Below are 14,591 nucleotides of genomic sequence, written 5' to 3'. Positions count from 1 at the left end.
ATCTTGAGGCGGTATCTATGGCGGATCTTCGATATCCGAAGCAGCATCCAATCCAAGTTCTTCATCTCGTTCTTCCTGATTACGCTGCTGGCGCTCGGCTCCATCACCTGGATCTGGTATGCGAACTCGACGGCCCTGCTGAAGCGCAACGCGTCCCAGTACAGGATGGACAACATCAAGGATGCGAACCACCGGCTCGATCTGATGATGACCGATTACGTCAGCCTGACGACGCTCGTCTCCATGAACAAGGAGAACGTCATCGGCATGATCGGGCCGAGGCCGGCCCAGTCTGAGTACGAGCGCTTCATGAGCCGGCAGCAGGTGGAGCGGTTTCTCGCCTCCATTTATACGTTCAGCAGCGGCATCATGGCCATCGAGGTGACGGACGGCAGCGGCGAGGTGTTTTCGGCCGGCGACGTCAAGCCCTATTACCGCCATCTGGAAGAGATCATGATGCCGGACGTCAAAGCTTCCGCGGGCAAGGCGGCGTTCCTGCGGGTCAGCCTGGAGGACGGACTGGACACGTACAGCGAGGAGACGCATTTGATCGTCATGGGCCAGTCCATCTACAAGGGCGGCGGCCACGCCGGAGCCGTCTTCCTGTACTTGCGCTACAGCGCGGTGAGCAGCCTGTTCGAGACGGAGCGTCCGTCCGGCACCCAGGAGCTCGTCATCGACGACGAGGGGAACATCATCTACGCCTCATCGTCGGAGATGGGCCGTCAGGACGGCCAGCTGCGCAAATACGGGGAGGCGATCGGACGGATCCGGCGAAACGGCGGCGAGGCCGCATTCCAGGACGGAGACAAGCTCGTCCTGCTCTACCGCTCCAACGATACCCAGTGGACGACGGTCGGCTTCATCCCGATCGACATGCTGATCCACGACTCGCGCGTCCTCCGCGACCGCATGCTCGTCATGCTCGGAGCGGTGCTGCTGGCGCTGATCGGCTTGTCGGCGCTGCTCTCGAGGCAGACGAGCCGGCATATCATCCGGCTCAGCCGGGCGATGAAGTCCGTCGAGGACGGAGAGCTCAAGGTGCCGGCGCTGCCGCGGACGAGCGACGAGATCGGCTTGCTGGCCAGACGGTTCAGCAGCATGATGCTGCGCATCCAGCAGCTGCTGGAGGAGACGAAGGAAAAGGAGCGGCGCAAGCGGGAAGTTGACTTGAAAGCGCTTCAATCGCAAATCCATCCTCATTTTCTCTACAATACGCTGAACACGATCCGGTATATGGCGAAGCTGCAGCATGCCGCGAACATCGAGGAGGTGACCGGCTCGCTGATCGAGCTGCTGCGAAGCTCGATCGGCAGAGGCAAGGAGCAGGTGACGCTGTCCGAGGAGATGGCGGCGGTCGCCCACTATGTCGCGATCCAGCGCTACAAGTTCGTGGAAGACTTCGAGGTGAGCTGCGACATCGACGCGGAGCTGCTGGAATGCCTGGTGTTCCCGCTGATGGTGCAGCCCCTCGTGGAGAACGCGCTGCTGCACGGACTGATGGGGCTGCAGGGGGACGGCGGAGGCGTGATCGCGATCACGGCCCGCTTGCAGGAGGACGATACGTTCCTGCTCGAGGTGAGCGACAACGGGCCTGGTATGGCGGCATCGAAGCTGGAGGAGCTGCTCGGCCACGCCCGCGGGCCGGACGAGCAGAAGATGTTCGGCATCGGGCTCTGCAACGTGCACGAAAGAATCCGCCTTGCCTACGGAGAGCCGTTCGGACTGCATATCCGCAGCGCTCCGGGGGCGGGCATGGCCGCGCAGCTGCATTTGCCGGTCCGGAAGGCGGCGGCGGTCGAATCGGAAGGAGGCCTGCGGCATGCATAAGGTCGTCATTGTCGATGACGAGGTTCTGGCCCGAAACCATCTGATGGAGCTGATTCCGTGGGAGCAGCACGGCTACCGCCTGTGCGGAGTATTCGACAGCGGGTCGGCGGCGATCGAGCGGCTTGGCGACATCCGGCCGGACATCATCATATCGGACGTGTACATGCCGGGAGTCGACGGGATCGGGCTGAGCGACTATGTCCGCCGCGCTCGGCTGACGGCTCGGATGATCATGCTGAGCAGCTATGACCGCTACGAATATGTGCGCGCGACGTTCAAGAACGGCGCCAGCGATTATTTGCTCAAGGACCGCCTCACCTCCGCGATGCTGCTGTCCGTGCTGGAGAAGTCGATGGAGGGGCGGGCGGACGCCTCTGCCGCCGCGGCGGAGCGGGACGGTCCGCCCCGCCAGGAGCGGGGAGCCGCCAGCCGCAGCCGGATGGCCGAGGTCCGCCGCCGCGTGCGGGACGCGCTGCTCGGCATCGGCGCGGGCGACGAGGACGGAGCGGACCTGCCCGAGGAAATCGGGATCGGCCGTCCGCTGGCGGTCTTCGGAGTCCGCCTGCTGAACGGAGAGCTGCTGACCGGCCGGCTGGGCGATCGGGAGAAGCGGGAATGGCTCGAGTCGCTGCTGGCCTTGCACGAAAAGCAGATGAAGGGGATCATGGTCCATATTGAAGGGCCGCGCTTCGCGATCCTGCTCCCGCTCGACCGGGCGCCAGCCGGAGGCGAGCAGGCGGACGAGCTGGCCCGCTACGTCTCGCGGCTCACCTCGCTGCTCGCCAAATTCATGAATGTCCGCCTGGACAGCCGCGCCAGCGCGCTATGCCTCGATGTACGCGATCTCCCCGGCGCGTTCGCCGCCGCGATGGCAGGGCTGGCGGGAGACGGAGCGCCGAGCGCCGAGGCTGCCGGATCGCGGCAGCCGATCGTCGGCCTGCGCGAGGAGAGGGAGCTGCTGGGCGCGTTGGAGCGGCTTGATCCGGCCGCGGCCGAGGGCTGGATCCGCGAGCTCTACGCCGCCGCTGCGGCAAGGGCAGGCGGGCCGGCGGGAGCGGACGGGCTGCGGCAGCTGGGCGCCGAGCTGCTCGCTCTAGCCGGCCGGGCGGCGCGGCAGCTGCAAGCGGAGCGCGCGCTGCCGCTCGCCTGCCCGCCCATCGAGGAGCCGCTGAGGGCGCTGCCGCCGGCTGGAGCGGATGATCCGGCCGACGCCGCGGTCCGCATCTACAAAGAGCTGATCCGGCGCGCTTCGTCCGCCCGCCGCCTCAGCCCCTATGTGCGCAAAGCGCTCGCGCATATGCAGGAAGCGTTCCGCGAGGACATCTCGCTGGCCGACAGCGCGGCCCGAGTCGGCATCCACCCCGCCTATCTGAGCCGGCTGTTCCGCCAGGAGCTGGGCGCATCCTTCGTCGAGCATCTGAACGGCATCCGCATCGAAGCGGCCAAGTCGCTGATCGCGGCCGGCGTCAAGATCAAGGATATTTACGAGAACGTCGGCTTCAACAACTACTCGTATTTCTTCAAGGTGTTCAAGCTCGTGTCGGGAATGACGCCGGCCGAGTACGAGAAGGGCAAGCGCGGATGAGGCGGCCCTTCCTCCGACTCAAGACGGGCGCGGCGCTGCGGCTCGCCGCGGCCGCGGCCGTCCTATTGGCGTCCTGCGCAGGCTGCGGCGGCCTGCTGCCGGCCTCGACGGAATTCAAGTCCGAACCGGAGCGCACGCAGCTGACCTTGTGGAAATGGGTTCCGACGCCTTCGCAGATGGTGGAGATCGAGCGCGAGTTCGAGCGCCAGCATCCGGATATCGATCTCGTCGTCAAGCATATCGGCAACGCCGATGCCTACCGGCAGAAGCTTGCGGTCGGCCTGGCCGGGGGCAAAGGGCCGGACATCCTCGCGGTGCAGGTCGGCGCTTCCGCCAACCGGTTCAAGCCCTTCCTGGAGCCGCTCGCGTCCTACGCGATGCGGGAGTGGGGGGCGGAGTGGCGCTCCCTGTTCTCCAAGCTGGCGCTGGATCAGTCCCGATTTTCCGGAGACGGCTTCGTCGTGCTGCCGGGAGGCTTGACCGTGACGCCGCTGATCTATTACGATCAGCAGCGGTTCCAGGATGCCGGGGTGAAGCCGCCGGCCACCTACGAGGAGCTGAAGGAAGCCGTGAAGCGGCTGCGAACGGCTTTTCCCGACTTGACCCCGGGCATCGGCATCGGCGGCAAGAACGGCTGGGCGCTGCGGGACGTTTTCCTCTCGATTGCCGGGCAGCTCGCGCCGGGCCAGCTCGAGGCGGCACAGGCGGGCGAGACGGCCTGGACGGACGAAGCGCTGGTCGACAGCTTCCGCTGGCTCAAGAAGATGTTCGACGACGGAGTATTCATCGAGAACTCGCTGGACTACAGCCTCGTGCCGGATCTGAGCGAGAAGTTTCTCGGCAACGAGCTGGCGATGCTGAGCTCCGGCTCGTGGGGGCTGTCGGGCATGACGCGGGAGGCGGCGGGAACGTACAATCCCCATCGCGTCGGCGTGTTCCCGCTGCCGGCGCTGGAGCCGGGGCGGGAGGCCAACGTCGCTGCCACGGTCGACGTCGCTTGGGCGATGAACCGGGACAGCGCCCATAAGGACGCGGCTTGGGCGTTCATCGCGTTCATGACGATGGGGACAGGCCAGCAGATCTGGGCGGACACGCTGCAGGTGCTTCCCGCCGCCCGCCATGTCGAGGTCGACTCGGGAGCGATGTACGGCCCGCTCGAGCAGGATGCGCTGCGCCTGACGCAGACGATGCTGGCCGGCCAGGTCGCGGGAGCGAGGGAGCTGGAGGACGATGACGTCCAGGAGAGGCTGTACCGCGTCCTCCAGGCGCTCGTCGCCGGCAGCCTCGCTCCGGAAGAAGCGGCAGCGCGCATGGAGGATCAGGAAGGACTCAAGGAGGGCAAAGGATCTTGAAGAGAAGATGCGCGATTTTGGACGATTATCAGGAGGCGGCCTTGCGCTGCGGGGAGTGGGACCGGCTGGCGGGGCGGATCGAGCTGACGGTGCTGACCGAGCATCATGACGACGTGGACGAGCTGGCGGAGCTGCTCCGCGACGAGGAGATCGTCGTGATCATGAGGGAGCGCACGCCGTTCCGCGAGGAGCTGCTGGCCCGCCTGCCGAAGCTGAGGCTGCTCGTCACGACCGGCATGCGCAACGCCTCGATCGACCTGGAGGCGGCCGCGCGGCGCGGCATCGCGGTCAGCGGCACGCGCGGCACGTCGGATGCGCCGATCGAGCTCACCTGGGCGCTGCTGCTCGGTCTGGCGCGGCATGTGCGCGCGGAGAACGATTCGCTGCGCGGCGGCGGTCCGTGGCAGAGCACGGTCGGCACCGACCTGCATGGGCGCACGCTCGGCCTGCTCGGACTCGGCAAGATCGGCTCGCGAGTCGCCGAGATCGGCCGCGCGTTCGGCATGCAGGTGCTGGCCTGGAGCCAGAACCTGACTGCCGAGCGCGCCGAGGAGGCAGGCGTCGAGCGGGCCGCGTCCAAGCAGGAGCTGCTGGAGCGGAGCGACTTCGTCTCCGTGCATCTCGTGCTGAGCGAGCGCACCCGCGGGCTGCTCGGAGCGGAGGAGCTGGCGCTCATGAAGCAGTCCGCCTTTTTGATCAATACGTCGCGCGGCCCGATCGTCGAGGAGCAGGCGCTGATCGAGGCGCTGCGGACGGGCCGCATCGCCGGCGCGGGGCTGGACGTGTTCGACGTCGAGCCGCTGCCGGCGGTCCATCCTTTCCGGACGCTGCCGAACGTGCTGGCCACGCCCCATATCGGCTATGTGACGGAGCGCAACTACCGGCTCTATTTCGAGGATGCGGTCGCAGACATCGAGGCATGGCTGGACGGCTCTCCGATCCGGCCGCTGCAGCCGTACGGCAACTGAGCCGGAAGGCAAGACGCTCTCGACGCTCTCGCCGAGCCGAAGCGCCGGTCTGCGCGAGCCGGCATTTACGCATCGGAAGCCGCTAAACGCCGCCTTTCCCATCGTGGAGGGCGGCTATTTTATTCTAGCCATTGACAGGATAGGTGTATGACGGGCATAATACACATAGATCGTGTATGAACCAAGTAGTACACACACTTAGAAGCGAGGTGTGAGATGGGCATCGACGAATGGCCGGAGCTGGCCATGAACAGCCGCGATCCGGTCTACCTGCAGGTCGTCCGGCACTTCAAGGAGCTGATCGCGACCGGCTGGCTGGAGGCGGGACAGCATGTGCCTTCCCGCAGGGAGCTCGCGGCGCGGATGAAGATCAACCCCAACACGGCCCAGAAGGCGTACAAGGAAATGGAGGAACAGCAATTGATCGTCACGGAAGGCAATTCTCCCAGCCGGATCACGAGCGATGCGGCCACGCTGAGAAGCATCCGCTCCGAGCTGCTCGGCGAGGCGGTTCAGGCATTCGTCGAGTCGGTGCGCCGTCTGGACGCTCCGGTCGAGGAGCTGGTCGAGCTCGTGCGCGAGAAATACGGGCGGGGCGAAGCAGCGGCTGAGCCGAGCGAGGGAGGGCCGCTGCCATGATCGAGGTAAGCGACATCCGCAAGAAATACCGGCGCAAGCAAGTGCTCGGCGGCGTCTCGTTCCAGGCGCAGAAGGGGCAGATCACCAGCCTGATCGGACTGAACGGCGCCGGCAAGTCGACGGTGCTGAAGGCGATCATGGGGCTGACGCCGATCGACGGCGGGAGCATCCGCATCGGCGGCCAGGCGATCTCGCCCGCCGCATACAATACGATCGCCTTCATCCCCGACCGGCTGACGATGCCGGGCTCGATGCGGCTGCGCGACGGCCTGCAGTTCATGGCCGACTTCTATCCGCGCTGGAATCCGGCGCGGGCCGAGGATCTGATGAGCTTTTTCCGCCTGGAGCGGGGAGAGAAGATCGGCCGCCTGTCCAAGGGCACGGCGATGAAGTTCAACCTCGTGCTCGGCATGGCGCAGGACGTCGACTACGTGCTCATGGACGAGCCCTTCTCCGGCATCGACCTGTTCAGCCGCGAGCTGATCGCCGAGGTGTTCACGAGCCAGCTCGTCGAGGACCGGGGCGTGCTCATCACGACGCATGAGATCGGCGACATCGAGCATCTGATCGACCATGCGGTGCTGCTGGATCAAGGCCGCGTCGTCCGCGACTTCGACTGCGAGCAGATGCGCGAGGAGCACGGCAAGTCGGTCATCGACGTCATGAGGGAGGTGTACCGGGGATGAAGACGAATCTGATTGCGCTGCTCAAGCTGGCGGATCTGGAAATCCGCCGGTTCCGCGGCATTCTCCTCGGCTTGATGGCGCTCGTCGCGCTGATCCAGCTTGGCGGGCTGTCGATGGTGACCCGAACCCGGCTCAGCCAGATCGAAAGCCAGATCGAGCGGAGCGGCATGACGCTCGCCGAATTCAAGCTCCAAAACAGCGGCCTTTCCCTGCTGGAGCTGCTTGGAGAGCTGGACGGCGTTACGGGCGTCGCGACTGCCTGCTGCATTGTCGTCGTCGCCGCCTACACGCTGATCATCTGGTACCGGGACTGGTTCGGCCGGGCGAGCTTCGCCTACCGGCTGCTCATGCTGCCTCATCCCCGTTTTCTCCTCTATCTGTCCAAGCTGGTCGCGATCCTGACGTTCGTCTTCAGCCTGTTCGCCTGGCAGATCGTCATCGTCGCCGGACAGATGCTGCTGTACCACGTCCAGATTCCGCACCAGCTGCGCATCGAACGAACGTTCATCGATACGATCCGAAGCACGGATCTCGTCATCTTCATTCCGGTGCGGCTGACGGAATTCCTGCTCGTGTACGGCCTCGGCCTCGTCATCGTGCTGCTGCTGTTCACGACGGCGCTGCTCGAGCGCAGCTACCGGCTCAAAGGACTGCTCGGAGGCTTGGCGCTCAGCGCGGCGGCGTTCGTGCTGCTCGTCTGGCTATGGGCAGGGGCGGAGGACAGGGGCAGCTTTCTTTACCCTACCGAGCTACTGGCGCTCTTCATCGGCGTGCTGCTCGTCAGCGCGGCAGCGGCCCTCTGGCTCGGCTGGCGTCTGCTGCGCGGCAAGGTCTCGGTCTAAGGAGGACTTATGAAAAAATACGGATACAGCATCGGACTGGCGGCGCTCAGCGCGCTCGTCCTGATCGGTTACGTCGCCGCCGCGGCAGCGGATCGCAAGCCTCCTTACCGGCTGGTGACGGAGGAGGGGGACGCAGCGGTCATGAACGGCTTCGTCCTGGACGGCCTCGGCTCCCGATTGACGGCTGACGGCGGCAGAGAGCGGACCGGCAGCCGGTTCCTTTCCGCGCCGTTCCATGACTTGATGGAGCCGAATCACTACTACTCGGAGCGGAACGAGCTCATCCTCGCCCATCGCTCGTTCATGAGGGGCCATCGGATGGATGATTCGTACTATCGGGATGACGCTACGGTCATCGGAGCCGATCTGGACGACGAGCGCTCGACGATCGACGTCCGCCTGCTTGACCGGGCGAGCGGCGGCGTCCGCGAGCTCGAGCTTCCGATCGAGCTTCCGGCAGGAACGAAGCAGTCTGATTTTCATTCTTACAACCGCAGCATCGTGGACGTGCAGTTGGAGAACGGACGGATCCATCTTTTGGTCCGCGGCGACTACTCGCCGTTGACGGAGGGGCAGCGTCTGTGGGTTTACGAGGACCACATTGTAGACAGCGCCTCCGGAGAGCGGGTCGGCACGGTCGAGGTTTTCCGTAATGTGCCTGAAACGGAGCTGCCTCGCGAAACGACTGTGGAGCTCATCGAGGAGGTGCGGCGGATGGACGCCTCCGGCATCGTCATGCTGAACGTGAAGCGGCTCAAGCATGGCATGGCGGAAGACGGACAAGCAGAGCCCAAGCAAGTGCTGCAGGAGTGGCGCCTCGTCGGCTACGATTATGCCAGCGGCGAGACATGGGATCTGCCCAAGGCGGGCATGGATCGGCTCAAGCAAGGGCTGGAGCCGCGCCTGCACGGCGGAATTCTCTATGCTTTCAAGGAGCATATTGAAAAGCCCGTCATCCACTTCCTCGACCCGCGCTCGGGAGAAGCGGCTGCGGAGCCGTTCGCGCTCGCTGAATCGGACACGACTCAGCGGAGCATCCGGCTGCAGGACGGCCGAATTTATGACAGCCTCGTTTCCGGCAAAAAACCGACCGTCGTCGTCTACGACGAAGCTTCGCGCCGCGTCCTGTACCGGGGCAGCGTGGAGCAGGCCGATCCGCGCGCGGAGCCGGTCGACTACAAGTATTTCTCCTTGAATTTCTATGGGAAATGAACCGTCTATGCCGGTCCAAGCCGGGGCAATCCTGCCCCGGTTTTTTTTATCTCGCGCTGGCGATTGGGAAACCCTTCCGGCGCCTGCCTGAAGGCGCTTACCGGATGCTCTCGGGGGATGCGGACGGAGCTTCCGGCAGGAATAAAAATGAAGCCCGAGGAGATAATGCTTATTAATGTTTCTCCTTGGGAGGTAGTCACGTTGACCCGAAATAAAGTCGAGATCTGTGGAGTGGATACCGCCAAACTCCCCGTCCTTACCAATGTTGAAATGAGAGAGCTGTTCACCGCTCTTCAGACGAAAAACGAGTGGTCGGCCAGAGAGAAGCTGGTGAATGGAAACCTGCGGCTGGTGCTCAGCGTCATCCAGCGGTTCAACAATCGCGGAGAGTTCGTGGACGATCTGTTCCAGGTCGGCTGCATCGGGCTGATGAAGGCCATCGATAACTTTGATCTCGGTCAGAACGTCAAGTTCTCGACCTACGCCGTGCCGATGATCATCGGCGAGATCCGGCGCTATTTGCGGGACAATAATCCGATCCGCGTCTCCCGCTCCCTGCGCGACATCGCCTACAAGGCGCTGCAGGTGCGCGACGCGCTGACGAACCAGAATTCCCGCGAGCCGACGATTTTCGAGATTTCCGAGGCGCTCGGCGTGCCCAAGGAGGATGTCGTGTTCGCGCTGGACGCGATCCAGGATCCGGTCTCGCTGTTCGAGCCGATCTACCACGACGGCGGCGATCCGATCTATGTCATGGACCAGATCAGCGACGACCGCAACAAAGATGTCGGCTGGATCGAGGAGATCGCGCTGCGCGAGGCGATGCACAAGCTTGCCCAGCGCGAGAAGATGATCCTCTCCATGAGGTTTTTCGAGGGCAAGACGCAGATGGAGGTCGCGGACGAGATCGGCATCAGCCAGGCTCAGGTGTCGCGCCTCGAGAAGTCGGCCATCCAGCAGCTGCAGAAGCATGTGAAGACCTGAATAGCGGATTCAGAACTCAAAGGGCGCCGATCGGCGCCTTTTTTTCCGCGTCCGGAGGGCTGTTCGCCTCGTCCGGAACATATACATGGAAGGGACCGAAACCATCCTAGGACGGGAAGTGCGCCTCATGATCATGAAAATCTCCGACTTTCAGACGAAGGATGTCATCAATATCATCGACGGCAAGCGTCTGGGCCAGATCACCGACATGGAGATCGACCTGCGGCAGGGGCGGATCGAATCGATCGTCGTGCCGCATTACACGAAGTTTTTCGGCATGTTCGGCAACGGCAGCGAGCTCGTCATCCCCTGGCGCAACATCGTCAAGATCGGAGCCGACGTCGTGCTCGTGCGCATGGAGAATGCCGGCGCGAAGACGTATCTGGAGGACGACGACATTCAGGTGAAGCCGCTGCAGCGGCGGGAGCCGTAGCGGGGACGCAGACGCCCGTGCTACACTAGACGGCGAGGTGAGGATTCGGATGGAGCCGTTCGTTCAGCGACATAGACGGGATGAGGCGAAGGAAGCTTCGCTTTTTTTGTTGGAATCATGGGTAAAGGAAAAGGACGGACTGACAGCCGGCTTCACGGGAAGAAGCGGCGGGGCGAGCGGCGAGCCGTGGGCGTCGCTCAATCTCGGGCTGCATGTCGGCGACCGCGACGAGGACGTCATCGAGAACCGCCGCCGGCTGACGGAAGCTCTCGGCTGGCCGGCGGGGGCGTTCGTCTGCGGCGAGCAGGTGCACGGCTGCGCGGTGCAGGCGGTCGGTGCGGCGGACGCGGGGCGGGGCTTGTCGAGCCGCGCGACGGCCGTGCCGGACACCGACGCGCTCATGACGGATGAGCCCGGCGTGCTGCTCGTCTCCTTGTATGCCGACTGCGTGCCGCTTTATTTCTGGGACCCCGTCCGAGAGGCGGTCGCGCTGGCCCATGCCGGCTGGAAAGGCACCGTGCTCGAGATCGCCCGCCGCACGGTCGGGGCGATGGCGGAGCGGTACGGCAGCGTGCCGGCGGACATCCGCGCGGCGATCGGTCCGTCCATCGGTCCGTGCTGCTACGACGTGGATGAGCCGGTGCTCGAGCGCGTCCGGCCGCTGCTCGCGGAGCTGGCGGAGGCGGGCATCGTCCGGCTGGCCGAGACGATCGAGCCGTCGTCGCCAGGGCACGGCCGCCTGAACTTGAAAGAGCTGAACCGACAGATTATGATAAAAGCAGGAATTTTGCCGACCCATATCGAATGTTCGGAGTGGTGCACCGGCTGCCGCCGCGACCTGTTCTTCTCCCACCGCATGGAGGGAGGGCGCACGGGAAGGATGGCGAGCTGGATCGGCATGAAGGGCAGGTGACGCCGATGTCGCTCTTGGAGCGCAAGGCGCAAGTAGACCGGAGGATCGCGGAGGCGTGCCGCCGTGCGGGGCGCGATCCCCGCGAGGTGAGCGTCATCGCGGTCACCAAGTATGTCTCGCTGGAGCGGACGCGCGAGGCGCTGGCGGCGGGCTGCCGCCAGCTCGGCGAGAACCGCTGGCAGGACGCCCGCGCCAAGTGGGAGGCGCTGGCGGAGGAGTACGGAGCGGAGCGGGCCGGGGAAGCGCCCGAGTGGCATTTCATCGGCTCGCTGCAGACCAACAAGGCCAAGGACGTCGTAGGCAAGTTTACATACATCCATTCGCTGGACAGGCTCCCGCTGGCGGAGGCGATACACCGCAAGGCGGCCGCGCTCGGCATCCAGGTGCCCTGCTTCATCCAGGTGAACGTCTCCGGCGAGCTGTCCAAGCACGGCCTGGAGCCAGCGGATCTGGAGGAGCTGGCGAGAGGGCTGCGGGATTATCCGTCCGTCCTCCCAGTCGGGCTGATGACGATGGCTCCGCATGAGGAGGACCCGGAGGCGACTCGGCCGGTATTCCGCCGGCTGCGCGAGCTGCGCGACGAGGCCAACGCCAAGGGCTGGTTCGCGGAGCCGCTGAGAGAGCTGTCGATGGGCATGTCCAACGATTTCGAGATCGCGATTGAGGAAGGCGCCACCCGGGTGAGGCTTGGAACCGTCCTGGTGGGCCATGAGGAGGAGCGTGTGTGAAGGTGATGAACCGGTTCATGAATTTCCTCGGCCTGCAGGACGAGGAGGAGATCATCGAGCGCGAGACCGTACAGGCGCATGACGAGCAGGAAGTTGAAACCTCTCCGGCCGAAACGCGTAAGCAATCCAAAGGCAGCAACATCGTCAGCATCCATTCCCAGAAGAACATGCGGGTCGTGCTGAACGAGCCGCGTTCCTACGACGAGGCTCAGGAAATCGCGGACCATCTGCGCAACCGGCGCTCGGTCATCGTGAATCTGCAGCGCGTCCGCACGGACCTCGCCGTCCGCATCGTCGATTTCCTGAGCGGCACGGTCTATGCGCTGAACGGGCATATTTCCAAGCTCGGTCCAAATATTTTCTTGTGCACGCCGGATTCAGTCGATGTTCAGGGCACCATAACGGAAATGCTGGCAGAAGAAGATTTCAGAAAAAGATGAGGTGACCTAACCGTTGGGATTCGACTACGTCCGTCTCATCGATACGCTTGAGACGATCTACAGCTTCATGATCATCGGCTATATTCTGCTCTCCTGGCTGCCCAACGCGCGCGAGAGCTTTATCGGCGAGTTTCTGGGCAAGCTGGTCGAGCCCTACCTGAGCATTTTCCGCCGCTTCATCCCGCCGATCGGCGGCATGCTCGACATCAGCCCGATCGTCGCCCTGTTCGCGCTTCGCTTCGTCGCGTACGGGCTGATCGGAGTTCTGGATTTTCTGATCGGACGCTAGGATGATGTCGGGGTTTTACGATCATTTCCTTCCGGAAGAGCGGCCCTTCGTGGATCGCGTGCTGGAATGGATCGAGCGGTCCGCGGAGCTCCATGAGCTCAAGCGGACCGATTTTTTAGATCCGCGCCAGCAGAGCATCCTGCTGTCTCTAGCCAATCGCGAGCCGGCGGTGACGGTTCGGCTCGATGGAGGCTACGAGGGCGCGGAGCGCCGGAGAGCGCTCATCGCGCCCGAGTACCGATACCTCGATGCGGAGGACATCGCCATCGTCGTGCTCGACATCGAAGCGCCGTCCGGCGGGCGGCTGGAGCTCGATCACGGCGATTATCTCGGCGCGGTGCTCGGCCTCGGCATCAAGCGCGACCGCATCGGCGACATCCACGTCGGCGACGAGGGCGCGCAGCTGCTCGTGGCGTCGGACATCGCCGATTTTCTCAACGTCCATCTGCGTCAAGTCCACCGGGTGAACGTGCTGACCTCCGCCAAGCCGCTGGAGGCGCTGCGCCCCGTCGCCGTGGAGATGGACGAGATGACGTTCACCGTCGCCTCGCTGCGGCTGGACGGCGTCGCCAGCGACGTCTACCGGATCAGCCGGACGAAGATCGTCGATCCGATCCGCGCCGGCCGCTGCCGCGTCAACTGGCGCACCGAGGAGGACCCGTCCAAGCCGCTGCGCGAAGGGGACGTCGTCTCCATCAAGGGGCTGGGGCGATTCAAGCTGCTTGAGGTCGACGGCGTCACCAAAAAAGGCCGTATCCGCGTTCGCGCGGGCAAATACGTCTAGCAAAGCAGGAAGCGTCGCCGGATGGCGCGCTGGATGACCCGCCGCCGCGAATGCAGGGCAGGCCGGGGTCATCCTTTTTTTTACAGGGCGAAGGATCTGTTGAGAGGGTCTGTTTTTGCCGATAGTAAAAAGGACGTCTTTTTTTTCGCGGCGTGTGGATTTTGCAGGAAAATGCCTTTACCTGTCGAAATCAATAAGCCACACCATGGACGGCCAAGACATCAGGAATCCAACCAAGCAGGAGGTGCCCCAATGCCGCTGACGCCATTGGACATACATAACAAGGAGTTCGGCCGGAGACTTCGCGGGTATGACGAGGATGAGGTCAACGAGTTCCTCGATCAGGTCATCAAGGATTACGAGGCGCTGATCCGGGAAAACAAGGACCTGCAAAACCAAATCCTCAACCTGCAGGAGAAGCTGAATCATTTCGCCAATATTGAGGAAACGCTCAGCAAGACGATCATCGTGGCGCAGGAAGCGGCCGACGAAGTCAAGGGCAACGCCAAGAAGGAAGCCCAGCTCATCATCAAGGAAGCGGAGAAGAATGCGGACCGCATCGTCAACGATTCGCTGATGAAGTCCCGCAAAGTGAGCCTCGAGGTCGAGGAGCTCAAGAAGCAGGCATCCATCTACCGCATGCGGTTCCGTACGCTCGTCGAGGCGCAGCTGGAGCTGCTGTCCCAGGACGGCTGGGACAAGCTTGAGAGCGCATCGAGCTCGCTGTCGATCGAGCATTCGAGCCGCTGAGTTCAACCGCATAGCAATCCGCTACGGGAAGCACCCGTTCGCACGAGCAACACGCGAACGGGTGCTTTTTGCCTTTTTTCTGGATTTTTATGGAGGTAATTCGTGTCGGGGAAGGTGGGGAATGCCGATAAATAGAGGAGTCATGGAGTGGAAAAG

16 protein-coding genes are annotated in these 14,591 nt (G+C 63.8%); all 16 read left to right on the top strand.

Annotation, left to right across the window (positions count from 1 at the left end):
* Positions 1-3: 3 nt before the first annotated feature.
* The 16 genes from B8V81_RS23940 to B8V81_RS23865 all read left to right on the top strand — a co-directional run bounded on the left by B8V81_RS23940 (position 4) and on the right by B8V81_RS23865 (position 14,435).
* Positions 4-1,830, top strand: coding sequence for a cache domain-containing sensor histidine kinase (locus B8V81_RS23940; protein WP_101809341.1), 1,827 nt, complete (start codon positions 4-6; stop codon positions 1,828-1,830).
* The gene (locus tag B8V81_RS23935) at positions 1,823-3,415 is read left to right on the top strand and encodes a response regulator transcription factor (protein ID WP_101809340.1); all 1,593 of its coding nucleotides are present in this window, start codon (positions 1,823-1,825) and stop codon (positions 3,413-3,415) included. The genes B8V81_RS23940 and B8V81_RS23935 overlap by 8 nt, the downstream gene beginning before the upstream one ends.
* Positions 3,412-4,767, top strand: coding sequence for an ABC transporter substrate-binding protein (locus B8V81_RS23930; protein ID WP_101809339.1), 1,356 nt, complete (start codon positions 3,412-3,414; stop codon positions 4,765-4,767). The genes B8V81_RS23935 and B8V81_RS23930 overlap by 4 nt, the downstream gene beginning before the upstream one ends.
* Complete coding sequence (locus tag B8V81_RS23925) at positions 4,764-5,735, top strand: D-2-hydroxyacid dehydrogenase family protein (RefSeq protein WP_101809338.1); 972 nt, start codon at positions 4,764-4,766, stop codon at positions 5,733-5,735. The genes B8V81_RS23930 and B8V81_RS23925 overlap by 4 nt, the downstream gene beginning before the upstream one ends.
* A 216-nt stretch (positions 5,736-5,951) precedes the next feature.
* The gene (locus B8V81_RS23920; protein ID WP_028597007.1) at positions 5,952-6,374 is read left to right on the top strand and encodes a GntR family transcriptional regulator; all 423 of its coding nucleotides are present in this window, start codon (positions 5,952-5,954) and stop codon (positions 6,372-6,374) included.
* On the top strand, positions 6,371-7,060 hold the full coding sequence (locus B8V81_RS23915; RefSeq protein WP_028597006.1) for an ABC transporter ATP-binding protein: 690 nt from the start codon (positions 6,371-6,373) through the stop codon (positions 7,058-7,060). The genes B8V81_RS23920 and B8V81_RS23915 overlap by 4 nt, the downstream gene beginning before the upstream one ends.
* Positions 7,057-7,902: a hypothetical protein gene (locus B8V81_RS23910; protein WP_101809337.1), complete on the top strand. Its 846-nt coding sequence runs from the start codon at positions 7,057-7,059 to the stop codon at positions 7,900-7,902. The genes B8V81_RS23915 and B8V81_RS23910 overlap by 4 nt, the downstream gene beginning before the upstream one ends.
* A gap of 9 nt (positions 7,903-7,911) precedes the next feature.
* On the top strand, positions 7,912-9,114 hold the full coding sequence (locus tag B8V81_RS23905; protein WP_101809336.1) for a hypothetical protein: 1,203 nt from the start codon (positions 7,912-7,914) through the stop codon (positions 9,112-9,114).
* Positions 9,115-9,315: 201 nt separating this feature from the next.
* Positions 9,316-10,098 (top strand): RNA polymerase sporulation sigma factor SigG, encoded by a 783-nt coding sequence (sigG, locus tag B8V81_RS23900; RefSeq protein WP_028597003.1) that lies wholly within the window; start codon positions 9,316-9,318, stop codon positions 10,096-10,098.
* A gap of 133 nt (positions 10,099-10,231) precedes the next feature.
* Positions 10,232-10,531: a YlmC/YmxH family sporulation protein gene (locus tag B8V81_RS23895; protein ID WP_028597002.1), complete on the top strand. Its 300-nt coding sequence runs from the start codon at positions 10,232-10,234 to the stop codon at positions 10,529-10,531.
* A 49-nt stretch (positions 10,532-10,580) separates the two neighbouring features.
* Positions 10,581-11,444 carry a peptidoglycan editing factor PgeF gene (gene pgeF / locus B8V81_RS23890; RefSeq protein WP_101809335.1) on the top strand — a complete coding sequence of 288 codons (864 nt, stop codon included), beginning with the start codon at positions 10,581-10,583 and terminating at the stop codon, positions 11,442-11,444.
* 5 nt (positions 11,445-11,449) lie between these two features.
* Positions 11,450-12,172, top strand: coding sequence for a YggS family pyridoxal phosphate-dependent enzyme (locus B8V81_RS23885; RefSeq protein WP_101809493.1), 723 nt, complete (start codon positions 11,450-11,452; stop codon positions 12,170-12,172).
* Positions 12,169-12,612, top strand: coding sequence for a cell division protein SepF (locus B8V81_RS23880; RefSeq protein WP_028596999.1), 444 nt, complete (start codon positions 12,169-12,171; stop codon positions 12,610-12,612). The genes B8V81_RS23885 and B8V81_RS23880 overlap by 4 nt, the downstream gene beginning before the upstream one ends.
* A gap of 13 nt (positions 12,613-12,625) precedes the next feature.
* Positions 12,626-12,901, top strand: a complete 276-nt coding sequence (locus B8V81_RS23875) for a YggT family protein (protein ID WP_101809334.1) — start codon at positions 12,626-12,628, stop codon at positions 12,899-12,901.
* Position 12,902: 1 nt separating this feature from the next.
* Positions 12,903-13,685, top strand: a complete 783-nt coding sequence (locus B8V81_RS23870) for a YlmH family RNA-binding protein (RefSeq protein WP_101809333.1) — start codon at positions 12,903-12,905, stop codon at positions 13,683-13,685.
* A 252-nt stretch (positions 13,686-13,937) separates the two neighbouring features.
* A complete protein-coding gene (locus B8V81_RS23865) occupies positions 13,938-14,435 on the top strand; it encodes a DivIVA domain-containing protein (RefSeq protein ID WP_101809332.1) in 498 nt (165 codons plus the stop codon).
* The last annotated feature ends 156 nt before the right edge of the window (positions 14,436-14,591 follow it).

The organism is Paenibacillus pasadenensis, from assembly GCF_002864175.1.
Lineage (GTDB): Bacteria > Bacillota > Bacilli > Paenibacillales > Paenibacillaceae > Paenibacillus_O > Paenibacillus_O pasadenensis.
The sequence above is the reverse complement of the archived record's forward strand: the minus strand, read 5'-3'. Positions and strand labels throughout refer to the sequence as shown.